The organism is Caballeronia glathei (genome assembly GCF_000698595.1).
GTDB classification, from domain to species: Bacteria; Pseudomonadota; Gammaproteobacteria; order Burkholderiales; family Burkholderiaceae; genus Caballeronia; species Caballeronia glathei.
Map to the genome: position 1 here is coordinate 122664 of NZ_JFHC01000004.1, position 26283 is coordinate 148946.

Here is a 26283-nt window from a genome sequence, read left to right on the forward strand (position 1 = left end):
GAGACAGGCATGACACACGACAGCACCCATCCTCAATGGCTCGAACTCGAAACGCGCGTCTGCGTGGTGACGGGCGCGGCGGGCGGCATCGGCCGCGCGATCGCTGAAACGCTCGCTCTCGCGGGCGCGCGGCTCGCGCTTCTCGACCGCGACGAAGCAGGCTGCAACGCGCTTTCGCAGACGTTGCGCACACGCGGCGCCGAAGCGCTCGCGCTCGCTTGCGACATCGGCGATCCGGCGAGCGTCAATCACGCGCTCGCGAAAGTCGAGCACAGGTACGGCCCCGCCGACGTGCTCGTCAACAACGCGGGGCTTCTGCGCGCGGGCGGCATCGAGGACATCGGCCTCGATGCCTGGAATGCGATGCTCGCCGTCAACCTCACCGGCTACATGCTCTGCGCGCAGGCGTTCGGCCGCGGCATGCTCGCGCGCGGCTCGGGCAGCATCGTGCACATCGCGTCGGTGGCGGCGCATCATCCGCAGACGTGGAGCGGCGCGTACAGCCCGAGCAAGGCCGCCATCGCGATGCTCTCGCGCCAGATCGCCGCCGAATGGGGCCCGCGCGGCGTGCGCAGCAATACCGTGTGCCCCGGCATGATCCGCACGCCGCTCTCGCAGGCGTTCTATGCGCAGGGCGATGTCGAAGCGCGCCGCAGCGCGATGACGGCGAGCCGCCGCATCGGCCGCCCGGACGATATCGCGAATGTCGTCGCGTTCCTCGCGAGCGGGCGCGCCGGGTACGTGAACGGCGCGGAGCTTGCCGTCGACGGCGGCCTCGAATGCATGCTGATGGATCTCGTGCCGCGGCCCGGATTCGAAGCGCCCGTCAGACCTTCATAAAGCCGCTTCTCTGCGGCAGGCGCGGGCAACGCGCGCCCTCTTCATTCACCCAAAGGATATTGACCATGACTACCGTAACGCGGTCGTCCGATCTCGCTTGCGACGTGCTCGTGATCGGCTCGGGCGCCGGCGGCCTTTCCACGGCCATCACAGCGAAGAAACAGGGGCTCGACGTGATCGTCGTCGAGAAGGAAGCGTGCTTCGGCGGCACCACCGCGTTTTCCGGCGGCGTGCTGTGGATTCCGGGCAACCGGCACGCGAAGGACGCGGGCATCGCCGATACGCGTGCCGCCGCGCGCACCTACATGCGCCACGAAACGGGCGCATTCTTCGACGAAGCCGCCGTCGATGCCTTTCTCGACGCCGGCCCGCGCATGATCGATTTCTTCGAGCGCGAGACAGAGGTCAAATTCCTGCCGACGCTCTACCCCGACTACCATCCGGACGCGCCCGGCGGCGTCGATGCGGGACGCTCCGTCGTCGCGGCGCCATTCGACGCGAGCGCGCTCGGCGCGGACCTCGCGCGCCTGCGCCCGCCGCTCGCGACCATCACGTTCATCGGCATGATGTTCAATTCGTCGAGCGCGGACCTGAAGCACTTCTTCAACGCGACGAAATCGCCCGCCTCCGCGTGGTATGTCGCAAAGCGGCTCGCGAGCCATCTGAAGGAACTCGCGCGCTACAGGCGCGGCGTGCAGGTGACGAGCGGCAACGCCCTCGCCGCGCGGCTCGCGAAGTCGGCGCTCGATCTCGGCATTCCGATCCGCACGAACACAGGCGCGAAGGAACTCATCGTGAAGCAGGGCCGCGTGTACGGCGCCGTGGTTCACGGCGACGAGGGCGAGCAGCGCATCACCGCGCGACGCGGCGTCGTGCTCGCGTGCGGCGGCTTTTCGCACGACGTGGCACGCATCGCAGCGGCGTATCCGCACGTGAAGCGCGCCGGCGCGCATTGCTCGCCGGTCCCCGCGGGCAACACCGGCGACGGCGCGAGAATGGCCGAGCGCGCCGGCGGCCGCGTGCCGATCCGCTATGCGCAGCCCGCCGCGTGGATGCCGGTATCGCGCGTGCCGCTCGGCGACGGCAGGTTCGGCGTGTTTCCGCATCTGCTCGACCGCTACAAGCCCGGCATCATCGGCGTGACGCGCAACGGCAGACGGTTCACCAACGAAGCGAATTCGTATCACGATGTCGGCGCCGCGATGATCGAAGCATGCAAGAGCGAGCGCGAGACGGCGATGTGGCTCGTGTGCGACCACGCGACGATCCGCAAGTACGGCCTCGGCTTCGCGAAGCCCGCGCCGCTGCCGCTCGGCCCGCACCTGAAGAGCGGCTATCTCGCGAAGGGGCGCACGCTCGCCGAGCTCGCGCGCAATGCGGGCATCGACGCCGCCGGGCTCGAACGGACGGTGCGCGAATACAACGCGGGCGCATCGCGCGGCGAAGACTGCGAGTTCGGCCGCGGCACCACGTCGTTCAATCGCTATCTCGGCGACGCGTCGCATGAGGCGAACCCCTGCGTCGCGCCGCTCGGCAACGGACCCTACTACGCGCTGAAGGTCGTGATGGGCGACCTCGGCACCTTCGACGGCATCGCGACGAACACCGTCGGCCAGGTGCTCGGGGGCGCCGACCCGATCCCGGGCCTCTACGCCGTCGGCAATGACCGCGCGAGCGTCATGGGCGGCAACTATCCGGGCGCGGGCATCACGCTCGGTCCGATCATGACCTTCGGCTATCTCACCGGCCTCCACATCGCCGGACAGGGCGAAGCGTGCGCCGGCGCAACCACGGCAATCAGGAGCGCAGCATGAACGCGTCGAAGCCTTTCATCGATCACCGCATCTACACGATCCGCCCGCGCGGCATGGCCGAATTCATCGACGTGTTCGACCGGCTCGCGATGCCGGTCCAGCTCAGGTATCTCGGCGCGCCCGTCGGGTTCTACATGAGCGATATCGGCGCGCTCAACCAGGTCGTGCATCTGTGGGGCTACGAGAGCATCGCGGACTACGACATGCGGCGCACCGCGCGCGACGCCGATCCCGAATGGCCCGCGTATCTGCAGGCGTCGGCGCATCTGATCGTCGCGCAGGAGAGCCGGATCATCCGCCGCGTCGCGTTCAGGAGCCTGTCCGCGGCCGTGCGCTAGACACGGCCCGTCGCACACATACCCATACACATGGAGACAACCGGCATGAAAGAGCACCGCATGGGCCTGACAGACGCATCCGCGCCGAGCGCAAACGCCAAAGGAGGCATGCAATGAGCCATTCGACCCGCACGATCGACGTCCAGCAGTACATCGACGATCAGCGCTTCTCGCCGTATCAGTGGACGATCCTGATCCTCTGTTTCCTCGTGGTCGCCGCCGACGGCTTCGATACCGCCGCGGTCGGCTTCATCGCGCCTTCGCTGATCGGCGACTGGGGGATCAGCCGCGCGGCGCTCGGACCGGTGATGAGCGCGGCGCTCGTCGGGCTCGGCGCCGGCGCGCTCGCGGCAGGGCCGGTCGCCGACCGCTTCGGGCGCAAGACGGTGCTCGTGCTGTCGGTGTTCTTCTTCGGCGCGTGGAGTCTCGCGTCGGCGCATGCGGGGTCGGTCGAATCGCTCACCGTGCTGCGCTTTCTCACCGGGCTCGGCCTCGGCGCGGCGATGCCGAACGCGGTCACGCTGATGTCGGAATATGCGCCCGCGCGCATTCGTTCGATCGCGGTCAACACGATGTTCTGCGGCTTTTCCGTCGGCCTGTCGGTCGGCGGCCTGTGCGCCGCGTGGATGATCCCGCACTTCGGCTGGCCGAGTGTGCTCGTCGCGGGCGGGGTCGGACCGCTCGTGCTGAGCGTGCTCCTGATCCTGCTCCTGCCGGAGTCGGCGCAGTTCATGGTGATCAAGAAGCGCCCGGCCGAGCGCGTGGCGCGCGTGCTGCGCCGTATCGCGGGGGACCGGCTTCCCGACGGCTGCGCGTTCACCGCGACCGATGCGCGCAGCAGCGCGGCCGGCAAGTCCGCGCTCGCCCTCGTGATATCGCGCCCTTACCGGTTCGGCACGGCGATGCTGTGGCTCGCGTACTTCATGGGCCTGATGATCTTCTACCTGCTCACGAACTGGCTGCCGACGCTCTTCAAGGACGCCGGCTTCAGCGCGGAGCGTGCGGCGCTCACGACGTCGCTGTTTCCGCTTGGCGGGATTCTCGGCAACCTGTGTCTCGGCTGGGTGATGGACCGCGCGAACGCGCGGCGCGTCAATGCCATGGCTTACGTGTTCGCGGCTGGGCTCGTGCTGACGATCGGACGCGGCGTCGCGGATCAGTTCTGGCTGAGCGTGCTGATCTTTCTGACGGGTACGGCGGTCACGAGCGCGGTGACGTCGATGTCCGCGCTCGCCGCCGCGTTCTATCCGACGCGCAGCCGGGCCACCGGGGTCGCGTGGATGCTCGGCATCGGGCGGATGGGCGCCGTGGCCGGCGCCATGACGGGCGGGTTGATGATGAGCATGGGGCTGCAGTTCGGCGCGGTGCTCACGCTGCTCGCGGCGCCGGCGTTCGTGGCCGCGTTCGCGCTCGGGGCGTTGAGCACGCGTGACGACGTGAGCCGGGGCCGCGTGGCGGAGGGCGTTTCTTCGGCGGAGTGACGCGGGCGCGCGGGGGGTTACCATCGGCGCCCCGCAGACCGGATTGGCGGCAAGGGCATCGACGGCCGCCAATCATCACCGCCCGAAAACCTCAACCATTATCAAGCGGCCCGCGCGACGTCTCCTTGCTCGCGAGCATCGCCACGAGCGCAACCGCGGATGCCCCCACGAGATACCACGCCGGCGCAAGCTTGTTGCCCGTCACGCTGATCAGCCACGTCGCGATGAACGGCGCCGTCCCGCCGAAGAGCGCGTTCGCCGCGTTGAAGCTGAACGCGAAGCCGCTGTAGCGCACGCGCGTCGGGAAGATCTCGGAGAGAAAGCACGGCAGCGTGCCGTCGTTCATCGTGAGGAGCGCGCCGAATGCAATCTGGATCATCACGATCGTCACGAAGCTCGCGCCGACCAGCCCCTTGAAGAGCGGAACCGTCAGCGCGGCGAAGAGGATGGATGCGCCGATCAGCATCGTCTTTCTGCCGACGCGATCCGACAGCGCGCCCATCACGAACACGAAGCCGATATACGCCGCAAGCGAAATGGTGGCGGCAATGAACGACGCCGTCTCGCTCACGCCCATCTCCGTCGACAGATACGTCGGCATGTAGCTCAGCACGAGGTAGAACGCCACCGCGTTCAGACACGTCACGCCGAACGCAATCAGCATCTTGCCGCGATGCATGCCGAGCAGTTCCCTCACCGGCGCACGGGCCACCTGATGCGAGGTTTCGAGCGCCTTGAACGTGGGCGTGTCTTCGAGACGAACCCGAATGTAGCGGCCGATCAGCCCGAACGGCGCGGCGAGCAGGAACGGCAGGCGCCAGCCGAACGACTGGATCTGGTCCGATGTCAGCACCGCATGCATCACCGCGACGAAGATCGAGCCGAACAGCAGGCCCGCCGCGGTGCTCGCGGGCACGATGCTCGTATAGATGCCGCGCTTGCCCGGCGGCGCGTATTCGGCGAGAAACGCCGACGCACCCGCATATTCGCCCGATGCGGAAAATCCCTGCACCAGCCGCACGACGAGCAGCAGGATCGGAGCGAGGATGCCGACCTGCGCGTAGGTCGGCAGGAACGCGATCAGGAATGTCGAGCACGACATGATGAGGATCGAGAGCGAAAGCGCCGAGCGCCGCCCGATCTTGTCGCCGAAATGCCCCCACACGATGCCGCCGAGCGGCCGCACGATGAACGAGATGGCGAACACGGCATACGCGGCGAGCAGTCCGCTCATCGCATCGGACTGAGGGAAGAAGACTACCGCGATGATCGTCGCAAGATAGCCGTACGACGCATAGTCGAACCACTCGACAAAGTTGCCGATGAAGCTCGCCACCGCCGCGCGCCGGAGCAGCCGCGGATCGGCGGCCGGCTGCGCGGGTGCGCTTGACGACGGCGCGATGCCGTCGTGCGCCACGATGCCAGCGCCCGAGGCGTGGCCGGAAACCGCTTTCGTTGAACTCATTCGTTCTCTCCAAACGTGAATCGTGAGACTGCCGTGCGATCGGCGGCGGCTCTCGGGCCGCTTCACCGGCGGGGTTGTGCGACGAATCAGGCGGCTAGGCACAACAGCCCGCGCCCGATCCTGCGCCGCGAAAACGGGACGCTCCAATGCGTTTCATGTGCTTGCTCCTTTGATGAACTCGACTTCGCTGGAGCAAATAGTAGAAGTTCACAAGATCGGAAAATTTTTGGAATCGACGCAAGACTTGCTGAAATCGTCGTGCCGGGTTTACCACGGGAGGCGCGCGACCAACGTGGGGCGGCGACAAACCGAGGTCGGCAAAAAGCACTGCGGTACGGGCCGCCACCGCGCGCAAGCGCCCGGATCGCGAGGGTTTCGTAGCGCCCTGCGCCCCGGCGTCCCCCGGCGTCCGTTGGGGAAAAAAATGCAGCCCCATTTCTCGCCCCGCTCGCGCGATTCGCATGAAGCGCAGGCGCCAGGTTCTCGAGCAGTCGCCAGCGAACCTCGAGCACGCCCAATGTCGCCGGGCTTCCCGCTGTGGGCGCCGCCCTAAACACATCTGACTCATTCGAGTCACATCCCTTACACATTGCGTACCTATCCTTTCAACCTCTTCAAGGAACGCGCGTCCAGAATGCCTGCCTACTTCTGCCGGAGAACCACCGTATTCCCCGCTCCAGCCACGCCCTCGCGCGCACGGCAGGAAAGGCAGCGCCGCTTGCGGACGCTTCTTTGCGTGGCCGCTTGCGCAATCGTTTGCGCGTGCTCGGATGCAGACCGGAGCGACCCCGCGCCGACACCGTCCGCCCATGCCGAAGACGCTGTGCCGCAGCAGCAGGAAGCCGTCAGCAGCCTGCAGAGCTGGGCGCAGCAAGCAACCGCCGGCGTGGCGCCTTCGCCGCAGCCTCCTGTGCAGTCGTTGGCGCAGCCGGCGTCCGACGCGCTCGCCCCGCCGGTCATCCATACCGTCGAATAGCCCCGTTTCCTCCCACCAGCCTCAAGTGCGAACAACATGACATCAAAAAATCGACGTGAATTCCTGCGCGCAGCCGCTCAGGCAGCAGGTGCTGCCACTGCGCTCAACGTACTGCCCCTTGGCATTCGCAACGCCCTTGCGATTCCCGCGCATAACCGGCATGGATCGATCGAGGACATCGAGCACATCGTCGTGCTCATGCAGGAGAACCGCTCGTTCGACCACTACTTCGGCACCTTGAGGGGTGTGCGGGGTTTCGGCGACACGCGCGCGGTCACCCTGCCGAACGGCAAATCCGTGTTCCACCAGCCGCTCGCCGCGGGAGCGGGCGAAGTGCTGCCGTTCCATCCGGGCGCGCCGAATCTCGGCCTGCAGTTTCTGGAGGACCTGCCGCACGACTGGTCGAGCGGCCTCGGCTCGTTCAACGGCGGACGCTATGACCAGTGGGTGCCGTACAAGAGCGCGACGACGATGGCCTACCTCACGCGCGACGACATCCCGTTCCACTACCAGCTGGCGGACGCCTTCACGATTTGCGACGCGTACCACTGCTCGTCCAATACCTCGACCGACCCGAACCGCTACTACCTGTGGACGGGCTATGTGGGCAACGACGGCACGGGCGGCGGCCCGGTCCTCGACAATGCGGAAGCGGGCTACGGATGGTCCACCTATCCGGAGGTGCTGGAGCGGGCGGGCATCTCGTGGAAGGTGTATCAGGACATCGGCACGGGGCTGGATGCCAAGGGCGGCTGGGGCTGGACGCAGGACCCGTACATCGGCAACTACGGCGACACGTCGCTGCTCTACTTCAAGCAGTACCAGAATGCGCAGCCGGGCAGCGCTCTGTACGAAAAGGCCCGTCGCGGAACCAACGCGGCCGCGGGCGAAGGCTACTTCGACATCCTCAGGCGTGACGTGCAGAACAACACGCTGCCGCAGGTGTCGTGGATCGTCGCGCCGGAAGCCTATTCTGAGCATCCGAACTGGCCCGCCAACTACGGCGCGTGGTACATCGATCAGGTGCTGCAGATCCTCACGTCGAATCCCGAAGTCTGGAGCAAGACGGCGCTCCTCATCAACTACGACGAGAACGACGGCTTCTTCGATCACCTGGTGCCGCCGTTCGCACCGGCGTCGAGCGCGAACGGACTGTCCACGGTCGATACCAGCGATGAGGTCTTCGCAGGCAATGCGAACTTCGCGCCCGGTCCTTATGGACTCGGCGCGCGCGTGCCGATGTTCGTCGTGTCGCCGTGGTCAAAGGGCGGCTGGGTCTGCTCGGAGACCTTCGATCACACGTCGGTGATTCAATTCATCGAGAAGCGTTTCGGTCACAGGAACAACATACGGGAAAAGAACATTTCGCAGTGGCGCCGCGCGATCTGCGGGGACCTCACCTCGGCGTTCAACTTCGCCAACCCCAACGAGGCGTTTCCTTCGCTCCCCTCGACGAGCGGCTACGTCCCGGCCGACAAGAAGCGTCACCCCGACTACGTGCCCCAGCCGCCGGCCTCGCAGGCCGTGCCGAAGCAGGAGCCGGGCGTGCGTCCGGCCCGCGCGCTGCCCTACGAGTTCTTCGTGCGCACGCATGCGGAGGAATCCGGCAAGCGCCTGTCGATCGAGTTCGTCAACACCGGCCGCGCGGGCGCAGTGTTTCTGCTCTACAAGGCGATGAGCACGGACGCGCCGCGCACCTATACCGTTGAAGCGGGCAAGCGTCTCTCGGACCGCCTGATGCTCGACGCCGACGGCACGTTCGATTTCACGATCCACGGTCCGAACGGCTTCTTGCGGCGCATTGCCGGCAAGCATTCCGAACGGCACGGGTGGGGCGCAGACGAGCGCGCCCAGCCGGAAGTCGCGGAAGGCTATGACGTCGCGAACGGCAATCTGCAGTTGCGCCTGAAGAACCTCGGCTCTGCGCGATGCGAGTTCACCGTGGTCGACGCCTACGACCCGCGCACCGTCATCAAGCGCCGTGTGCGGGGCGGCGACACGGTCGATCTGTACCTCGACCTGCGACATGCGCACGGCTGGTACGACGTACAGGTGACGGTGGATTCGGACCACGCCTTCAGCCGACGCCTCGCTGGTCACGTCGAAACGGGCCGCGACAGCAAGAGCGATCCGGCTCTCGGCGCCTGACTCGGCGCCTGAACGCGGAAGGCACGCGGGCAGCGGCTCTTTTCCGGGCTGCTGCCCGTTTTGCATTCGGCGCCCGCTCGGCTTCGGCAAACAAGGCGCTCCCGAGGCTAACCGCGCAAGGGCTTCTGAAGCACGGCGAGCACCGATCCCGCCGCGAGCAGGATGGCGGAGTAGACGAGCCCGCGCGCCAGTCCCGCGCCGTCGGAGACGAAGCCGATCGCCATCGGCCCCACGATCTGGCCGAAGGCGAACACGATCGTGAATGCGCTGATGCCCTGCGCCCAGCGCGCCGCGGGCAGGTTGTGGCGCACGAATGCGGTGGTCGATGCCACCGCCGAGAGGAACGTCGCGCCAAAAAGCGCACCGGAAACAAAAGCGACGGCCGCGGACGCGAACATCACCGGCATCAGCGTGGCAAGCGCGAGCAGCGCGTTGAGCACGGCGAGCGCCTGTCCGCCGCGCATCCGGTTCAGGAGCCCCGACCAGAGCTTCGCCGAGATCACGGTCGCCACGCCGAGCAGCACGTAGAAGCCCGTCACGACAGCCGCGCTCATGCCGGCGTCGCGCAGCAACGCGATGATGAACGTCATGTACCCGATATAGCCCACGCCGAAGAGAAAGTAGCCCCCGAGCATGAAGGCGAAGCGCGACGAGGCCGGCGCATCGGCGGACAGGCCGGATGCGGCGGCGGCTTCGTCCTTTGGCGCCTTCGCCGGTTCGCCGCGCCCGATCCTTCGCGCGGCGACGATGGCCGCGACCGACAGCAGCGCGCAGGCCGCCGCGAGCGCGAGCCACGCGGGCTGCCAGCCGTGCGGGCCGCTTCGTATCGTGAACGGAACGAGCAGCGCGGACGCGGCGATGCCCCATCCCGCGCCGCCGTAGTACAGGCCGAGGACGAGACCCGCATCGCGTGGATGCGAGGACGCGAGACGCGCAGCCAGCACGCCCCCGCCGACGAAGATGAACGCGCTGCTGATGCCAGTCGCGGTCCGCTGCGCTAGTAGCGCATTGGTGTCGGACACCACGCCGCTCACGATCATCAGCAGCGCGGTCGCGATGCAGCCGCCGGCGAAGCACGCGCTTGCCGTCCAGCGCCGCGAGCACAGCGGAAACACGAGCGCCCCGATCAGATAGCCCAGCGCGTTCGCCGTGTTCATCGCACCGGCCTGCGCGAAGTTCCACGCAAGATCGCCTTTCATCGAAGGCAGCAGCAGCGCGTACGAGAAGCGCGTGAGGCCGAGCGCGATCGCGCTGCCAAGCGAAAGACCCGCCGCGAGCGCAAGCGTTTGCGTGCGCGAGGGCGTCGCGCGATCAGGCGGTTCGTCCGCGAGATGACGTTTCATCGTCGCGGGTCGTGCTGCGCTGCTGCCTGTTTCGTGCGTCATCGCTTCCTGGGGTGGCGGTCGTCGGGCCCGCTCGCGTGCGCAAGCGGGACGTCGGCGTATGGTATCGCGCGCGGGCGCCGCCGTTAAGACCGCAGCAACCCTCGCGCGCCGCCCGGCCCGCCTGCCCTATAGTCCGGCGTACACCGGATAGCGCCGGCACAACGCGCCCACCCGCTCGCGCACGCGCGCCTCGACCTGCGCGTTGCCGATGTCGTCGAGCACGTCGCAGACGAGCGTCGCGGTGAGCGCGGCATCCGCTTGCCCGAAGCCGCGCGTCGTGATGGCAGGCGTGCCGATGCGGATGCCGCTCGTCACGAACGGCGACTGCGGATCGTTCGGCACCGCGTTCTTGTTGACCGTGATGTGCGAGCGTCCGAGCGCGGCATCCGCGTCCTTGCCCGTGATGCCGCGCGCGATCAGGCTCACGAGGAACAGATGGTCGTCGGTGCCGCCGGACACCACGTCGTAGCCGCGCTCCCTGAACACCGCGACCATCGCGCGCGCATTCGCCAGGGTCTGCCGCTGATACTCGACGAACTCCGCGCCGAGCGCCTCCCTGAACGCGACCGCCTTCGCCGCGATCACGTGCATGAGCGGCCCGCCCTGCGTGCCCGGGAAGACCATCGAGCTGAGCTTCTTTTCGATCTCCTCGTTCGCCTTCGCGAGAATCAGCCCGCCGCGCGGACCGCGCAGCGTCTTGTGCGTCGTGGTCGTGACGACGTCCGCGAAAGGCAGCGGATTCGGATAGAGCCCCGCTGCCACGAGCCCCGCGACATGCGCCATATCCACGAACAGGTACGCGCCGACGCGGTCCGCGATCGCGCGAAAACGCGCGAAGTCGAGCACGCGCGAATACGCCGAGAAGCCCGCGACGATCATCCTCGGCCGATGTTCGAGCGCGAGGCGCTCGAGTTCGTCGTAGTCGATCAGGCCGCTCGCCGTATCGACGCCATACTGCAACGCGCGATAGAGCTTCCCTGAGAACGACACCTTCGCGCCGTGCGTGAGATGGCCGCCGTGCGCGAGGCTCATGCCGAGAATCGTGTCGCCCGGCGAGAGCAGCGCCATGTAGACGGCCGCGTTCGCCTGCGATCCGCTGTGCGGCTGGACGTTCGCATAGCCGGCGCCAAAGAGGCGCTTCGCGCGTTCGATCGCAAGCGACTCCACCACGTCGACATGCTCGCACCCGCCGTAATAGCGCTTGCCCGGATAGCCTTCCGCGTACTTGTTGGTGAGCACCGAGCCCTGCGCCTCGAGCACGCGCGGGCTCGCATAGTTCTCGGACGCGATCAGCTCGATATGTTCTTCCTGACGCCGGCGCTCGCGACGCATCGCGTCGGCGAGATCCGGATCGAATCCTGCAATGGTTTGCTCCGCTGAAAACACTGGACCTCTCCTGCTTCGTTCATGCCTGATGCGTCGCGCGGCTGCCGCCGCACGACGGGCCGGACCGCTCACGCCGCGATGATGTTCTTCTCGGGGCCGTACGGAAAGCCGGTGATGTTGGTGGCGCCCTTCTCGCCGATCACGAGGATGTCGTGCTCGCGATAGCCGCCCGCGCCCGGCAGCCCTTGCGGGAGCATGATCATCGGTTCCATCGAGACGACCATGTTCGGCTCGAGCACCGTCTCGATGTCCTCGCGCAGTTCGAGCCCCGCTTCGCGCCCGTAGTAGTGCGACAGCACGCCGAACGAATGCCCGTAGCCGAACGTACGGTATTTCAGCAGGCCGTATTCGGCGTAGATCTTGTTCAGTTCATGCGCGATGTCGCAGCAGCGCGCACCCGGCTTGATGAGCGCAAGCCCCGCCTCGTGCACTTCGACGTTGACCTTCCAGAGGCGCAGGTGCTCGTCGGTGCAGTGATCGAAGAACATCGTGCGTTCGAGCGCCGTGTAGTAGCCCGCGATCATCGAAAAGCAGTTCAGGCTCAGGATGTCGCCCTTTTGCACCTTGCGCGTCGTGACCGGGTTGTGCGCGCCGTCCGTGTTGATGCCGGACTGGAACCACGTCCACGTGTCCATCAGTTCGGAATGCGGGTAGCGGCGCGCGATCTCGCGCACCATCGCCTCCGTGGAAGCCAGCGCGACTTCGTGTTCGGGCACGCCTTCATGCACGGCGGCCGCAAGCGCGGCGCCGCCGACGTCGCACACCGCCGCGCCGTTCGTGATGACCTCGATTTCCTCGGCGGACTTGATCATGCGCATGCGCATCGTCTGCGCGCTGATATCGACGAACTGCGCGTCGGGGAGCGCTGCCTTCAGCCTCGCGAGCGTCTCGACCGGCATCTGGTCGAACTCCACGCCCACGCGCCCGCGATTGCCGATCTCGCCCTGCACCGCGCGAAAGAAATTGTCGCGCTGCCAGTCCGTGTAGACGACGTTGTAGTCGCCTACCGTGCGGCGCCACGGCTGTCCGCCGTCGATGTTCGCGCTGATCGACACGACCTTCTTCGGCGTGACGACGAGCCCGTACTTGCGGCCGAACGAGCAGTACAGAAAGTCCGCGTAGTAGTTGATGTTGTGATACGAGGTGAACAGCACCGCATCGATGTTCTCGCGCGCCATCAGCTCGCGCAGCTTCGTCTGGCGGTTTGCGCATTCGGCGTCCGAGAACGTGTGCGGCACTTTCTCGCCGTTCTCGATGCGGATCAGGTTCTCCATTTTCATTCACTCGCTCCTTGGTGACAGGTGATTTCCCGTGAGCCAATGGTAGGAGTTCGGCGATTCTGAACATTTCCGCATTCGACGCCGCCCTTTGCAAATTCGACGGCAAGGGTTTTCACCGACACAGCGGAAAAAGGTCCGCTAGAGCGCGTTCTGATAGCGCCTGCGATCGGCGCTCGGGGAGATCTGGAACTGCGCCTTGTAGCGCGTGGCGAAGTGCGTGGTGGAAGCGAAGCCGGTGCGCGCGCAGACCTCCTCCAGCGGCTTGGACGTCCGGTAGAGCAGCTGGCGCGCGCGCAGCAGGCGAATCTCGATGTACGCCTGCGCGGGCGTCTTGCCGAGCCGCTCGTGAAACCAGCGTTCGAGCTGCCGCTGCGACACCTTGATGTACGCCGCAATCTCCGCCACCGAGAGCGCTTCCTCGACGTTGCTCTCCATGTACTGAAGCGCCTCTTCGAGTTTCGCGTGCTCGGCGCCCATGTACTGGCGCAGCGACGTGCGCTGGCGCTGCTCGTGGCTGCGCCGTTCCGCGACGAGCAGTTCGAGCACGCGCGCGGCAAGCGAGCGGCTGCCGGGCGCGGTGCCGAGCAGATGCACCATCAGGTCGAGCGGCGCGATGCCGCCGCTGCACGTATAGCGGTCGCGATCCACTTCATACAGGCGGTTGGAGACGGTCAGGCGCGGAAACTGCTCGACGAGCGTGTCCTGGTCCTCCCAGTGGATCGTGCATCGATAGCCGTTCAGGAGCCCCGCGCGCGCGAGAAAATAGCTGCCCGTGTCGAGGCCGCCGAGCGCCGTGCCCCGGCGCGCCTGCAGCCGCAGCCAGTCGAGCACCGCGCCGATGCCCTTGCGCGGAATCGGATTGGGACCGACGACGAAGACCGCGTCGAACGCGTCGCTGCCGGCCATCGCCGCATCGGGGACGACGCGGATGCCGTCGCTCGAACGCACGATTTCGCCGCCGGCGCCGAGCAGCTGATAGTCGTACACCCGCCGCCCGACGACCATGTTCGCGATGCGCAGCGGATCGACGGCCGCGCTGAGCGCGATCAGCGAGAAATCGTCGAGCAGCAGGAAGCCGTATTTCGTCACGCGCAGATCGTGCATGCCGTCGGTCGTCTGGATGTCGGGTGACTGTGACACGGTGAAAGCGCGCGAAGCGTGGGCGAAGGGTTCGTGCATTCTAGTACGGAGAAAGTGTAGCCGGCTCGCTCGCTCCAGTAGACTTGGCGGGTCATTCATCCAACGCGTGAAGCAGGGCATCGCCGTTTCGCAATCTCGTGAACTCAACCGGAAACTTTCGCATCACCGCAGCCGTCGTCGCCAGCGCCCTGTTCATGCAGAACATGGACGGCACGATCGTCGCAACCGCGCTTCCCGCGATGGCGCGCGACCTGGGCGTCGACCCCGTGCATCTGAGCAGCGCCATTACCGCGTATCTCGTCGCGCTGACGGTCTTCATTCCGGCGAGCGGCTGGGTAGCCGACCGCTTCGGCGCGCGGCGCGTGTTCATGTGGGCCATCGCCACGTTCACGCTGGCCTCCATCGCGTGCGCGGCCGCGACGAGCCTGCCCGAGCTGATCGCCGCGCGCATCGCGCAGGGACTCGGCGGCGCGATGATGGTGCCGGTCGGGCGCCTGATCCTCTTTCGGGGCGTGAAGCGCGAGGAATTGCTGCAGGCCACCACGTGGCTCACCATGCCCGCGCTGATCGGTCCGCTGCTGGGCCCGCCGCTCGGCGGCTTTCTCACCGACGCGCTCTCGTGGCGCAGCATCTTCTGGGTCAACGTGCCGGTGGGCGTCGCCGGTCTTGTGCTGACATGGCGGCTCCTGCCGCCGTCCCGGCCCGAAGCGCCCGCCCCGCCCGACGTGCGCGGCATGCTGCTCGTCGGCGGGTCGCTCACGCTCTTCATGATCGGCATCGAAAGCGCGGGGCGCGGCGTGCTGCCGGATGCGCTGCCGTGGGTATGCGCCGCGGCGGGCGTGCTGCTCTTCGGCGTCGCCGTGCGGCATTGCCTGCGCGTCGAGAATCCCGCCGTCGACTTCGCGCTGCTGTCGATTCCCACCTTCCACGCGGCGACCATCGCGGGCAGCCTCTTTCGCGCGGGCGCGGGTGCGCTGCCGTTCCTCGTGCCGCTCACGCTGCAGGCGGGGTTCGGCTATAGCGCATCGGCAAGCGGGCTCGTCACGTTCGCGAGCGCGCTCGGCTCGTTCTGCATGCGCCCGATGACGGCCCTCGCCCTGCGGCGCTTCTCCGTGCGAACGGTGCTGTGCGCGGGCAGCGTCTCGTTCGCGGTGGTGCTCGCGATCTGCTCGACGATGTCGCAGGCATGGCCCGCGAGCGCGATCTTCGTGCTGCTGCTCATCGGCGGACTGAGCCGCTCGCTCAGTTTCGCGACGATGGGCGCGCTCGCATTCGCCGACGTGCCCCGGCAGAAGCTGGCCGCGGCGACCTCGTTTCAGGGCACCGCGCAGCAGTTGATGAAGGCGGTCGGCGTCACGGTCGCGGCCGGCACGATCCAGGTCACGATGCTCATGTCCGGCAACGCGCACGCCGAGCGCTGGCAGCTCGCCTGCGCGTTTCTCGTGACCGCGCTGATAGTGATCGCGTCGTGGCCGATGTTCGCGCGGCTTTCGCAGGACGCGGGCGCTGGCATCTCGGCGTCGGGGCGCAAGCCGGCGAGCCATACGGAAGCGCGGTGACGGCTGCGCTGCCTCGTCGCCATCGGCTCAGACGAAGAGCGATTTGATCCCGCCGACCGTCGCCGCAGCCGCGACCCACTTGCCGGCCGTGTAGAAGCCGTCGGTGTTGGCCGCCGCTGCTTCGGGCCGCTCGAGGCCGAGCGTGCCGTAAGCGAACGACTTGAGCGCGGACGGTTCGGCGAATTGTTCGGTTGATTTTTGCGTGCCGCTGCCGCTATCCGGCGACTCCCTGGCCCGCGATGCGCCGTCACGCATCGCCGGTTGGCAGGCGGATGTCGTTGCGTTGCCGATCTGCATTGGACGTTTCCTCACCAGATTCAATCGACGGTAGTACGGCAAGCGCGCCGGCAAGCTTGACGCGCTCCCGCTTACCGAGTCTTGCATCGAGTGGATGCGTGCCGCCCGGAAGCTTACAACCGCATGATTTGCAAGGATTTTTTGTATCGGTATAATGCGAGCGTCTTCAGTTGCCTTATTGCCATGCGCCGATTACTGTTCCTGCTGGTTCTCTCGCTCAGCCTGACGCAAGCCGTCGGCGCGCAGGAGAACGCACAACAGGACCGGAAAGAAAGCACGGATCAACAGGACCAGACGGAACGGCAGGCGAGCCGTCAGATATCGCGGCTCATCTCCGAGAAGTTCGGTATCGCGCGTGTGAAGGCCGAGCAGATTTCAGCGTCCGTGATGTCCGCAGCATCGAAGTATTCCCTTCCTCCCGCGCTCCTCCTCGCGATCATCTCCATCGAGTCCCGCTTCAAGGAAAAAGCGCGAGGTGCGAACGGCGCCACCGGCCTGATGCAGGTCGTGCCGAGCGCGCACAAGCGGCTCGTGAGAAACGTCGATCTCACCGAGGCGGATGCCAACATCGAAGCGGGCTCCGCCATCCTGCACGGTTACATTCAGTCCGCACAGGGCGACGTCGGCGCCGCGCTCAAGAGCTATGGCGGATCGAAGGCCTACGCCGAAAAGGTCAGCCTGCGCGCGAAGAGCTTCGAACCCGCCGCCCCATCCCGCGACGACGCGGGCAAGTAAGCTCCCTCCTTCCTCCGCATCCGCGCCTGGCGCGCGAAGCTACATGCCGCACCCGGCGTCGCAAGCGACGTGCACTGCCGTTTCACATCTCGGCATGACACCGCGGCACGAGAGGCCAGGCCGCCACGCATGCGATGCTTACCACGCCGGCTGCGGATACGCGTACGGCTGAGCCGGACCGCACGGCACATACGCACGGCGGTAGTCATCGAAACAATAGCCCGCCGGCGGCGCGGGCTGCGCGTAGACCGGTTGTGCATACACGGGCTGGGAGTAGACGGGCGCCGCGTAGACCGGCGCCGCGTTCGCGACCGATCCCACCAGCGCACCCAGCACCGCTCCGCCGATCAGCGCACCGGCAATGGCGCCACCATCGCCACCGCCGTAACCGTGCGCGAAGGCCGGTCCCGCTACCGACAAACTGCCGATCATCAAAAAGGCTACTGCTGCGCGTTTCATGAGTTTCTCCAGATCCCGATCGTCGGGACGTGAAGGCATATTAAGTGGCTCGCGAAGAAATAACTGCTGCAGTTGGTAACCATAGATTTCAGCGGAAACATGCGCGGCGCTTCAAGGAGCGTGTATTCGCAAGCGCTCGCGTGCAGCGAGAGCGCGGAAGCACGAAGACACGCGTAACGCGTCGTAAGGACCCGCGGAAAGCGCCGTCAACACGCAAGGCGCGATCTTCCAGGCGGGCAATGCGCTCTCGCTCTACGAACCGCCGCGTGCACAGCGCGTCGGCGACGTGCTCACGATCCGCCTCGCAGAAACCTATCAGGGCAGCGATTCCGCGGACGCCGCCGCGAACCTCGCGAGCAGCATCAGCGCGGAGGCCGCCGACAAGTCGACGGGCGCCGCGGCCCGCCTCGCCCGCCTCTTCAACGTCGGCTCGGCAAGCACGAGCTTCAAGGACGAAGGCAATACGAAGAACGCGAGCGCGATGTCCGGCACGCTCGCGGCATCGGTGATCGGCACGCTTCCTTCGGTCAACCTGATCGTCGCGGGCGACAAGATGATCGCGATGAGCGGCAATCAGGACAGGCTGCGCCTTTCGGGCATCGTGAACCCGAAGGACATCGAGACGGGCAACTACGTGCCGTCGAACAAGGTGGCGAACGCGCGCATCGAACAGGCAGGCGTCGGCATGCTGGCCGACTCCACGACGATGGGCTGGCTGCAACGTCTCTTCATGAGCGTGCTGACTTTCTAGCACGCCCGTGTATTTCTACGCACACCATGCGGCGCGCTCGGCCGCGCCGGTCTCGCCCTGCGGCACGAAGATGTAGCCCTGCCCCCACACCGTCTGCACGTAGCGCGGCTCGGACGGATCGGTTTCGAGCAGCCTGCGCAGGCGCCAGATCGAGACGTCGAGACTGCGGTCGCGATACGTGCCCGCCTGCCCGCGCAGCTTCTCGTTGAGTTGCGAGCGCGTGAGCACCGTCATCTCGTTCTTCACGAAAATCTTGAGCGTAGCGAACTCGCCCGAACGCAGCGGCACGCGCTCGCCGTTGCGGCGCAGCTCGCGCGCGGCGAAATCGACTTCGAACGGACCGAACCGGTACGGCGGACGATTCTCCGGCGCGCCGGGAACGGCCGCGTCGCGCCGCCTGAGCACCGTGCGGATGCGCGCGACGAGTTCGCGCGGATCGAACGGCTTGGCGAGATAGTCGTCGGCGCCGAGGTCGAGGCCGATCACGCGATCGATCACGTCGGAGCGCGCGGTGAGAAAGATCACGGGAATGTCGTCGCCGGTGCCGCGCAGCTCACGCAGCGCGCTGATGCCGTCCTGCTCGGGCATCATCACGTCGAGCACCACGATCGAGGGGCGCTCGGCATCGAGCCGGCGTTTCAGGCTCGCGCCGTCGTGCAGCACGGAGACCGCGTATCCGTGGCCTTGAAGATATTCGCGAACGAGGTCGCGCACTACGGGGTCGTCGTCGACGATCAGGACATGATGAGTCATGCGATCGATTTTAAGATGCAGTGCCACTTTTTCGTGACACCGAATCCTTTCCCTATCTTTCCTTTTTCCACACTGCCGGGATGCATGCCTCCTTACGGCCGCCGCTCTCGCCGGTCATGCAAACCATCGTTTGAGCCTATAAATAAAGGGGCTTTCTGATGCGCCGCCGGGAACAACCGACGTTCGCCGCACAACACTTCGTAAGAAATGGTAACGCACGCGCGAGGGCCTGAAAGGAATAATTTCGCGATGCGCGACTAGAATTTCGGGATGACTACATCGGTACTGATCGTCGACGACGATCCAGTGGTGCGCGATCTGCTGTGCCGCTTTCTCAGAACCCGCGGGCTCGACGTCTCCGTGCTTCACGATGGCAGCGGCCTGCGGCGGCGGCTCGAACTCGAGCGGCCGTCGATCGTCGTGCTCGACATCATGATGCCGGACACGGACGGCCTGCGTGCGCTCGAACAATTGCGCGCGGCGGGCGACGATATCCCGGTGATCTTCGTGACCGCATGCGGCAGCGTGACGGACACGGTGACGGGCCTCGAAGCCGGCGCGGACGACTATCTCGCCAAGCCCTTCGACCCGCGCGAGCTGTTCGCGCGCATCGAAACGGTGCTGCGGCGGCGCGAACCGGCAGCGACGAGCAAACCGGAAGCACGCGCGCGGCAGCGCTTCGGGCGCTTCGAACTCGACTTCGTCACGCGCGCGCTCATCACCGACGACGAGCGCATGCCCTTGCGCGACAGCGAGTTCGCGCTGCTGAAGGTGTTCATCAAGCATCCGTACAAGGTGCTCTCGCGCGTGCTGATTCACGATCTGGTCCATCGCGACGACATCGCGTTCCGGGAGCGCAGTCTCGACGTGCCGATCTGGCGCCTGCGCCGCCTCATCGAAGACGATCCCTCGCATCCGCGCCATGTGCAGACGGTGCGCGGACAGGGCTATGTCTTCGTTCCCGATGCGAATGGCGCTGCCTTCGACGCAGCGGGCGCACAGCACCGATGAAGACGAAGAACGCGCGGCACAATCCGTTCAATTCGCTGTTCGGACGGATGGCGCTGATTTCGATGGCCGTGCTGCTCGTCGTTCAGGCGGGCTGGTTCACGGTGCTGACCATCCAGCGGCCGCATCACGACGCCGACGGCTACGCGCGCGGCCTGCTGCTCGTGATCGAGGCCGCGAACAGCGACGCATCGCACGGGGCGCGTCTCGCGCGCGCGATGCACGTGCATCTCGTGCCCGTCTGGAACATGCCGCCGGCCCTCACGCTGCGCGATCCCGCGAAGACGCGCCTCGGGCGTCTTGCGCGGCAGCTGTCCGAGGTTTTGCCCGCAGGCACGCAACTGGCTGTCGACGGCGAATCCAAGCACGCGCCGCGGCTCTGGGTCCGCTACCCCGCGAGCAGCAACTGGATCGTCACGCCGATCGACCTTCCACCGCCGCCGCCGCTCGTGATGGAATCGGTCGCAATGCTGATCGGCGCGGTGATCCTCTCGCTCGTCGCGGCGTGGCAGTTGCAGCGGCCGCTCTCGCGCGTCGCGCAGGTCGCGCGGCAGTTCGGCGGCGGCGAGCGGCCGGTGCCGGTCGCGGAACAGGGGCCGCGCGAGCTGCGCGACCTGATCGGCGCGTTCAATCAGATGATGCGGAGAATCAACGACGCCGACGACGAAAGGGCCGTGATGCTCGCCGGCATCGCGCACGACCTGAAGGCGCCGCTCACCCGGCTCAAGCTGCGCGCGAGCGTGCTGGTCGACGACGACACCGAGCGCGGCAACTTCATCCGTGACATCGATTCGCTCACGCGCATCGTGCAGCAGTTCCTGGAGTTCGCGGCGCGCGCGCCATCGACGGGACCGGAGGTCGGCGTGGACAGTTTTCTCGCCGAGCAGTTTTCGCTGCCCGAGGATGGCGACACGCCGCTTTTCGCGCTGTCGCTGGAAGCGGGCGACGCGTTTCGCCTGCCGCGCACGCTCATCGACCGGCTGGTGACGAATCTCGTCGACAACGCGCTCGAACACGGCGAACCGCCCGTCGAGATTCGCAGCGCGCGGCGCGGCGGCGAATGGATCGTCGAGGTGCGCGATCACGGCGGCGGCATTCCGGCGGAGCGTATCGAAGACGCGAAGCGGCCGTTCGTGCGGCTCGATCCCGCGCGCAGCGGCGACGGCCATTGCGGCCTCGGGCTCGCGATCGTCGATCGTCTCGCGCGCGACCACGGCGGCCGCTGCGACGTGACGAACGCGCCAGACGGCGGGCTCGTCGTGCGGATCTCGATACCCGCCGGCCAGCAGGCGCCGGCCTCCGCTCACGCGCAGCCGCTCGCTTGAACGCGTCAAGACAAAAACCAGACCACGAGATGTTTGCATCGACCATGCGCGCGGCGTGCCTGACGCGCCGCGCGTTTCTCCACGGCAGCGCACGCGCCGTGATCCTGTCCGGACTCGGTGCGAACCTGCTGTCGGCGTGCGACGTGATCATCGAGGACTATCTTCTGACGAACACCTTGTGCGGCCGCGGCGATCGAGGCGCGCATCGACCGCGCGGGCCAGCCCGCCGCCGCACCGCTCTTTCGCGCGGAAGGGGCACGCTGCAGGCCGCGTTCGATGAGATGCAGCAGCGCTTCGGCACCCTCGCCGACTATCTCGGCAAGGGGCTCGGCGTGATGCAGGACGACGCCGGGATGCTGCGCGCGAAGCTCGTCGCGTAGCCGGGGCGGGACGAAAAAGCGGCCCGCCGTGATGAAAGCGGGCGGGCCGAAGAGGGATCGGTGATCAACTCCGCCTGCAAAATAGCATCGCGCGGCGCTCCATTACGCGATGTGTAAGCGAAGGTAAGGAAGCAGCGCAACACGTACAACCGCGCTATTCGGCGTTCGCGACCACGGTCCGCCCGATCAGCGCGTCCACCTTCTGGCTCGCGCTCGCAAAGCGGTCGGCGTTCAGGCCGCGCGTCTCGTAGCGGGCCGTCACGAGAATGCGTCCGCGCTGCATCAGCGTCAGATCGATGGCGGAAAGATACGCGGTCCATTGGTCGCTGAATGCGCGGTGGTCCCAGTCCGTCGTCGCGCCGTAGACGAGCATCGCCTCGCAGCCGGGCGGCGAAGTGCCCGGGTTGTAGACCATCGAGTTCACGCCGCGCCGCTGCAACGCGAGCTGAAGCGCGGGCACGAAGTCGCCGGACGCACTTGTAGTGGGCTGGCATGGCGGATCAGGGGAGTCGGTAAGAGTGGCTTTCATCGCGCATGAAGCGTTTGCGCATCGCCATGTTCTGCCCGTTGCGCCCCGGCTCAAGCGTCGAAAGACACCGCAATCAGGTAACTCCTTTCCAGGTGTTATCGGGCGCCGGATCTTCTTACCGGCGCCGTTTCATTTGGTCGCCACTCGTTACCGTTTGTCACCCGAAAGCCGTCAACGACGCTCGCCCGCCCCACGTTGTTACGCTCAGCACCGAACGAATCCCGGTGCACTTTCAGAGGAGGTAAAACCATGAAGAAGATTGTCGCCGCTCTCGCATCCGCCCTGCTCGTCACGACCGCGTTCGCACAAACCGCCGCGACCGACGCAGGCAAGGCCCAACTGAAGGCAAACAGCGAAAAGACCGAAGCGCAGGCCACGGCCAACAAGAAGAAGGCCGAGGCACAGCACGATGCCGCGAAGGCGCAGGCATCGGCGAACGAGGACAAGGCATCGGCGCAGGCCGACGCCGACAAGGAAGCCGCGAAGTTAGCGAAGGCGACCACGCCGGAGGAAGCCTCCGACGCACGCGGCGATGCTGCGAAGGCGCAAGCCAAGGCGAACCAGAAGAAGCACACGGCCCAGACGAAGGCCGACAAGAAGAAGCACGAAGCCGCCAAGGATGCCAACGTGGCTCAAGCGAAGGCCGACAAGGAAAAAGTCGAGGCTCAAAGCGACGCGAACAAGGCGGCCGCCGATGCGAAGGTCGACGCAGCGAAAAAATAAAGGGGTGCGTCGCCCGGGCATCGCGCACATGGCGCCGTGATTGGTTCGCGGCGTCGATGTGCACTCGCCAAGGCGAGTCTTCGGACTCGCCTTTTTTATGCGCGCGCGCCCGGCGGGAACACGGCCTTTTCGAGCGCGTCGAGATCGAAGGGCTTCGGCAGCAGCGCGATACCCGTCATGTCCGCGCCCAGCTCCGACGAGATGCCCGCGCCATAGCCCGAGGCGAACACCACGCGCAGGCCCGGCTGCACGCGCCTTGCTTCGCGCGCGAGCTCGATGCCCGACATGCCGGGCATGCGCACGTCGGTCAGCAGCACGTCGAACGCATCGGCCCTGAAAAGCGCGAGCGCGGCGCGCGCGTTCGGCGCGTCGGTCACCTGCGCGCCCAGCAGTTGCAGCAGTTCGCGCGTGGCCTCGCGCGTGTTGACATCATCTTCGACGATGAGCACGCGCAGCGCCTTCGGCGCGTCTGCCTGAGATGGCGCCTTGCCGCGGAACATCGAGCGCACCTTGCGCGCGAGCGCGTCGCGTCGATACGGCTTACCGATCAGCGTGACGCCCGGGTCGAGCCGCCCGTCGTGCATGATGGCGCCCTCCGTGTAGCCCGAGGTGAACAGCACGCCGATGGCGGGCATCATCTCCTTCGCGCGGCGCGCGAGTTCGATGCTGCGCACCGGCCCCGGCATCACGACATCGGTGAACAGCAGGTCGATGTGCGCGCCGCTGTCGAGCACGGTCAGCGCGCTTTGCGCGTCTGCCGCCTTCAGCACGCGATACCCCAGTTGCGCGAGCATGTCGACCACGGTCGCGCGCACATCCGGATCGTCCTCGACGACGAGAATCGTCTCCGTGCCGCCCCTCACGGGCTCGTTCGCGGTGTCCTCGGGCTGCGCCTCTTCGTCCGTCGTGCGCGGCAGATAAAGCGTGACCGTCGTGCCGCGCCCCGCCTCGCTGTCGATGCGGACGTGGCCGCCCGTCTGCCGCAGAAAGCCGTAGGCCATGCTGAGGCCGAGCCCCGTGCCGCGTCCGTCGGACTTGGTCGTGAAGAACGGGTCGAACGCGTGCGCGAGCACGCCGGGCGTCATGCCGCGGCCGGTGTCGGACATCGCGATCGTCACGTACTGGCCGTCCGCGAGGTCTTCGCCAAGGTGCACGCCGCCGTCGACCTGAGCGTTGTCCACGCGGATGCTGAGCTTGCCCGCGCCTTCCATCGCATCGCGGGCATTGATGGCAAGACTCACGATCACGTTCTGCAGGCGATGCCGGTCCGCGAAAGTGTTCCAGAGCCCGCCCGCGATCACCGCTTCCAGCTCGATCGCTTCGCCCATCACGCGCCGCAGCGTCGGCTCGCAGGTGTGCACGAACCGGCCGATGTCGATCGCGACCGGCTCCAGCGGCTGGCGCCGTGCGAACGCGAGCAATTGCGACGCGAGGCCCGCGCCGCGCTCGACCGCTTCGTGCGCGCTTGCGAGGCGGCGCATGAGGACCTCGTCCATCGGCGCGTGCTGCGCCGCGAGCTGCAGATTGCCGCCGATCACCTGAAGCACGTTGTTGAAGTCGTGCGCGACGCCGCCCGTCAGCTTGCCGATCGCCTCCATCTTGTCCGCCCGCGCACTCATCGCCTGCGCCTCGCGCCGCTCGGCCTCGCCCGCGCTGAACGCGCCGGCGGCGTCGGCGATGCGTTCGTCGAAGGCCGCTTGCTGTGCCGCGAGCGCCTCGCGCAGCGCGGCGCCTTCGTGCAGCGCGGCATCGAGCGAGCGTTGCGCGAGCACGCGGCCGGTGACATCGCGCGCAATCGACACCATCCATTCGACGCCGGCGGCGCCCCCCGGCGCATCGGGCACCGGCGACACCGTGACTTCCCAGTGCTTCAGGTTGCCCCTGGCCGTCGGACACGCCGCTTCGAAGCGCGCGTGACTGCCCGCGAGCGCGGCGTCGATTGCGTTCTTCGCCTTCTCGCGCGCTTCGTCGGGCCATATCGACGCCCAGGGCTTGCCGCGCAGCGGCGCGAAGTCGTCGATTTCCAGCAGGCCGATGCCGTGGTCGTTGATGAATTCGCGCGTGCCGTCGCGGCGCAGGATCTCGATGCAGTCCAGGCTGCCGTTCAGCACGCTGCGAAAAAACGGCACTGAAACCGCCACGGATTCGAACGCGGGACCGGGCCTGCGAGCGGGCGCGAGCCCTGCCGCGGAGGACAACGCCGCCGGCACCGCCCCGTCCATGGCCGGCGGTGCGGGATACGCTGGCGAACCTGCGTCGTCGAGACGCGCCATCGCGGGTTCTGAAGTGGACCGGTCGATCATCGATCTTGGCTGACGAGGGTGGGCGACGGACGGTGGGCGGCGCTCGCGTGCCGCGAACGTGATCGGGCATTCAAGCAAACCCTGCGCCAGTGACCCGGCGCGCCCGTCCAGCGGCCTGCGCAGCCGCAGCGGCCCGCTTCCCGGTCCGCTGTCCCGCGCGAATGTCAGGCAAATGAGGGAAAGGAATGTAAAAAGCGCATACGTCGGTGCGCGGCCTCGTGCGCCTCAGTCCACCTTTTCCAGTTGCGCCGCGCCCGTCTCGTGTTCGACGCTCGCATGCTGCTCGGCGATCGGCAGCGCGCGGCGCTTCGCGCGCTCGTCGCGCAACAGGCGCCCGCTGTGCACGGCGGTGAGCGCAACCGCTATCCAGATGGGACCGTAGGTGCCCAGTTGCCCCGTTGAAAACGGCTCGCCGAGCAGCAGCACCGCGACGCCGACGAGCAGCACCGGCTCCACGTAGCCGAGGATGCCGAACAGCGCGAGCGGCAGGTAGCGGCTCGAGCGCAGGTAGGAACCCAGCGCGATCGTACTGAGCGCGCCGAGGCCGGGCAGCAGCAGCCACAGGACCGGCCTGGCCGCGACGACCTCGATCGAGCCGCCCGCCACCAGCATCGCGAAGGCGAACGGCGCGAGCAGCATCATCTCGACGGCAAAGGACACGAGGGGGTCGGCGTTCAGGCGCCGCCTCAGCATGAAGTACGGCGGATAACCGAGCGCCACCACGAGCGTCGGCCACGAAAAGGCCCGGGTCACGAAAAGTTCATGCGCGACACCGACAGTGGCGAAGGCGACGCCCGCCCACTGGAGGCCGTCGAGCGGCTCGCGGTAGTGGAAGCGGCCGATCAGCACCATCACGAGCGGAAGCAGGAAATAACCGAGCGACACTTCCAGCGCACGGCCATGCAGCGGCGCCCACAGAAAGATCCACAGCTGCACGCCGAGCTGCGCCGCGACGAGCATGAAGCCGGCGAGCGTCAGCGGCTCGCGAGCAAGCTTTGCGAGGAGCGCGCACAATTGCGGCCAGCGGTTTCTCAGCGCGACGAGCGCGAGCGCCCCCGGCAGCGTCCACATGATGCGCCACGCGAAGATGTCGAGTCCATTGAGCGGCGCGAGCCACTTCGTGTAGCCCGACATCAGCGCGAAAAGCGCGGACGCGGTCACCGACAACGCGATGCCACGCCCGAGTACATGTTGGTTCATCGGGGACC

21 protein-coding genes and 2 pseudogenes are annotated in these 26283 nt (G+C 66.9%); 12 read left to right on the forward strand and 11 right to left on the reverse strand.

The window, feature by feature from the left end:
- Positions 1 to 9 precede the first annotated feature (9 nt).
- The 4 genes from BG61_RS05020 to BG61_RS05035 all read left to right on the forward strand — a co-directional run bounded on the left by BG61_RS05020 (position 10) and on the right by BG61_RS05035 (position 4473).
- Positions 10 to 840, forward strand: coding sequence for an SDR family NAD(P)-dependent oxidoreductase (locus BG61_RS05020; protein ID WP_035927099.1), 831 nt, complete (start codon positions 10 to 12; stop codon positions 838 to 840).
- Between the two features lie 65 nt (positions 841 to 905).
- On the forward strand, positions 906 to 2654 hold the full coding sequence (locus BG61_RS05025) for an FAD-dependent oxidoreductase (protein WP_035927101.1): 1749 nt from the start codon (positions 906 to 908) through the stop codon (positions 2652 to 2654).
- The gene (locus BG61_RS05030; RefSeq protein ID WP_035927242.1) at positions 2651 to 2992 is read left to right on the forward strand and encodes an NIPSNAP family protein; all 342 of its coding nucleotides are present in this window, start codon (positions 2651 to 2653) and stop codon (positions 2990 to 2992) included. The genes BG61_RS05025 and BG61_RS05030 overlap by 4 nt, the downstream gene beginning before the upstream one ends.
- Before the next feature lie 113 nt (positions 2993 to 3105).
- Positions 3106 to 4473 carry an MFS transporter gene (locus BG61_RS05035; protein ID WP_035927103.1) on the forward strand — a complete coding sequence of 456 codons (1368 nt, stop codon included), beginning with the start codon at positions 3106 to 3108 and terminating at the stop codon, positions 4471 to 4473.
- Positions 4474 to 4564: 91 nt separating this feature from the next.
- Here BG61_RS05035 and BG61_RS05040 read toward each other — a convergent pair whose 3' ends face one another.
- Positions 4565 to 5938, reverse strand: coding sequence for an MFS transporter (locus tag BG61_RS05040; RefSeq protein ID WP_081867981.1), 1374 nt, complete (start codon positions 5936 to 5938; stop codon positions 4565 to 4567).
- 1012 nt (positions 5939 to 6950) lie between these two features.
- Here BG61_RS05040 and BG61_RS05045 point away from each other — a divergent pair.
- Positions 6951 to 9062, forward strand: coding sequence for a phosphocholine-specific phospholipase C (locus tag BG61_RS05045; protein ID WP_035927107.1), 2112 nt, complete (start codon positions 6951 to 6953; stop codon positions 9060 to 9062).
- A gap of 107 nt (positions 9063 to 9169) precedes the next feature.
- Here BG61_RS05045 and BG61_RS05050 read toward each other — a convergent pair whose 3' ends face one another.
- From BG61_RS05050 to BG61_RS05065, 4 genes are all read right to left on the reverse strand, one after another.
- The gene (locus tag BG61_RS05050) at positions 9170 to 10405 is read right to left on the reverse strand and encodes a YbfB/YjiJ family MFS transporter (protein ID WP_051672297.1); all 1236 of its coding nucleotides are present in this window, start codon (positions 10403 to 10405) and stop codon (positions 9170 to 9172) included.
- 168 nt (positions 10406 to 10573) lie between these two features.
- Positions 10574 to 11833 carry a serine hydroxymethyltransferase gene (gene glyA / locus BG61_RS05055; protein ID WP_035927111.1) on the reverse strand — a complete coding sequence of 420 codons (1260 nt, stop codon included), beginning with the start codon at positions 11831 to 11833 and terminating at the stop codon, positions 10574 to 10576.
- A 68-nt stretch (positions 11834 to 11901) separates the two neighbouring features.
- Entirely contained in the window at positions 11902 to 13113 is a 1212-nt protein-coding gene (locus tag BG61_RS05060) for a M24 family metallopeptidase (RefSeq protein ID WP_035927113.1), read from the reverse strand.
- 138 nt (positions 13114 to 13251) lie between these two features.
- Positions 13252 to 14217, reverse strand: coding sequence for a GlxA family transcriptional regulator (locus BG61_RS05065; RefSeq protein WP_035927248.1), 966 nt, complete (start codon positions 14215 to 14217; stop codon positions 13252 to 13254).
- 173 nt (positions 14218 to 14390) lie between these two features.
- Between BG61_RS05065 and BG61_RS05070 the strand changes: the two genes are divergently transcribed.
- A complete protein-coding gene (locus tag BG61_RS05070) occupies positions 14391 to 15812 on the forward strand; it encodes an MFS transporter (RefSeq protein ID WP_035927116.1) in 1422 nt (473 codons plus the stop codon).
- Positions 15813 to 15839: 27 nt separating this feature from the next.
- On the opposite strand, the gene BG61_RS43205 is transcribed toward BG61_RS05070, so the two are convergent.
- A complete protein-coding gene (locus BG61_RS43205; RefSeq protein ID WP_035927117.1) occupies positions 15840 to 16109 on the reverse strand; it encodes a hypothetical protein in 270 nt (89 codons plus the stop codon).
- 183 nt (positions 16110 to 16292) lie between these two features.
- On the opposite strand from BG61_RS43205, the gene BG61_RS05080 reads away from it, so the two are divergent.
- Complete coding sequence (locus BG61_RS05080) at positions 16293 to 16844, forward strand: transglycosylase SLT domain-containing protein (RefSeq protein WP_035927121.1); 552 nt, start codon at positions 16293 to 16295, stop codon at positions 16842 to 16844.
- A gap of 138 nt (positions 16845 to 16982) precedes the next feature.
- Here BG61_RS05080 and BG61_RS05085 read toward each other — a convergent pair whose 3' ends face one another.
- Entirely contained in the window at positions 16983 to 17303 is a 321-nt protein-coding gene (locus BG61_RS05085; RefSeq protein WP_035927124.1) for a hypothetical protein, read from the reverse strand.
- A gap of 205 nt (positions 17304 to 17508) precedes the next feature.
- On the opposite strand from BG61_RS05085, the pseudogene BG61_RS05090 reads away from it, so the two are divergent.
- Positions 17509 to 18054: pseudogene (locus BG61_RS05090) on the forward strand (flagellar basal body L-ring protein FlgH); the annotation flags it as partial.
- Positions 18055 to 18069: 15 nt separating this feature from the next.
- Here the strand turns inward: BG61_RS05090 and BG61_RS05095 are convergent.
- Positions 18070 to 18807 (reverse strand): response regulator, encoded by a 738-nt coding sequence (locus tag BG61_RS05095; RefSeq protein WP_035927253.1) that lies wholly within the window; start codon positions 18805 to 18807, stop codon positions 18070 to 18072.
- 270 nt (positions 18808 to 19077) lie between these two features.
- Between BG61_RS05095 and BG61_RS05100 the strand changes: the two genes are divergently transcribed.
- From BG61_RS05100 to BG61_RS05110, 3 genes are read left to right on the forward strand one after another with little or no spacing between them, the layout of a single operon-like run.
- Positions 19078 to 19818: a response regulator gene (locus tag BG61_RS05100; protein WP_035927126.1), complete on the forward strand. Its 741-nt coding sequence runs from the start codon at positions 19078 to 19080 to the stop codon at positions 19816 to 19818.
- Positions 19815 to 21140, forward strand: a complete 1326-nt coding sequence (locus BG61_RS05105; protein ID WP_035927129.1) for an ATP-binding protein — start codon at positions 19815 to 19817, stop codon at positions 21138 to 21140. The genes BG61_RS05100 and BG61_RS05105 overlap by 4 nt, the downstream gene beginning before the upstream one ends.
- Before the next feature lie 29 nt (positions 21141 to 21169).
- Positions 21170 to 21520 (forward strand): tyrosine-protein phosphatase, encoded by a 351-nt coding sequence (locus BG61_RS05110; RefSeq protein ID WP_051672284.1) that lies wholly within the window; start codon positions 21170 to 21172, stop codon positions 21518 to 21520.
- A gap of 154 nt (positions 21521 to 21674) precedes the next feature.
- On the opposite strand, the pseudogene BG61_RS05115 reads toward BG61_RS05110, so the two are convergent.
- Positions 21675 to 21995: pseudogene (locus BG61_RS05115) on the reverse strand (hypothetical protein); the annotation flags it as partial.
- Positions 21996 to 22298: 303 nt separating this feature from the next.
- Between BG61_RS05115 and BG61_RS05120 the strand changes: the two are divergent.
- On the forward strand, positions 22299 to 22772 hold the full coding sequence (locus BG61_RS05120; protein WP_035927133.1) for a hypothetical protein: 474 nt from the start codon (positions 22299 to 22301) through the stop codon (positions 22770 to 22772).
- Between the two features lie 95 nt (positions 22773 to 22867).
- On the opposite strand, the gene BG61_RS05125 is transcribed toward BG61_RS05120, so the two are convergent.
- Both BG61_RS05125 and rarD read right to left on the reverse strand, forming a co-directional pair.
- A complete protein-coding gene (locus BG61_RS05125; protein WP_051672285.1) occupies positions 22868 to 25045 on the reverse strand; it encodes a response regulator in 2178 nt (725 codons plus the stop codon).
- Between the two features lie 255 nt (positions 25046 to 25300).
- Positions 25301 to 26275, reverse strand: coding sequence for an EamA family transporter RarD (gene rarD, locus BG61_RS05130; RefSeq protein WP_035927135.1), 975 nt, complete (start codon positions 26273 to 26275; stop codon positions 25301 to 25303).
- Positions 26276 to 26283 lie beyond the last annotated feature (8 nt).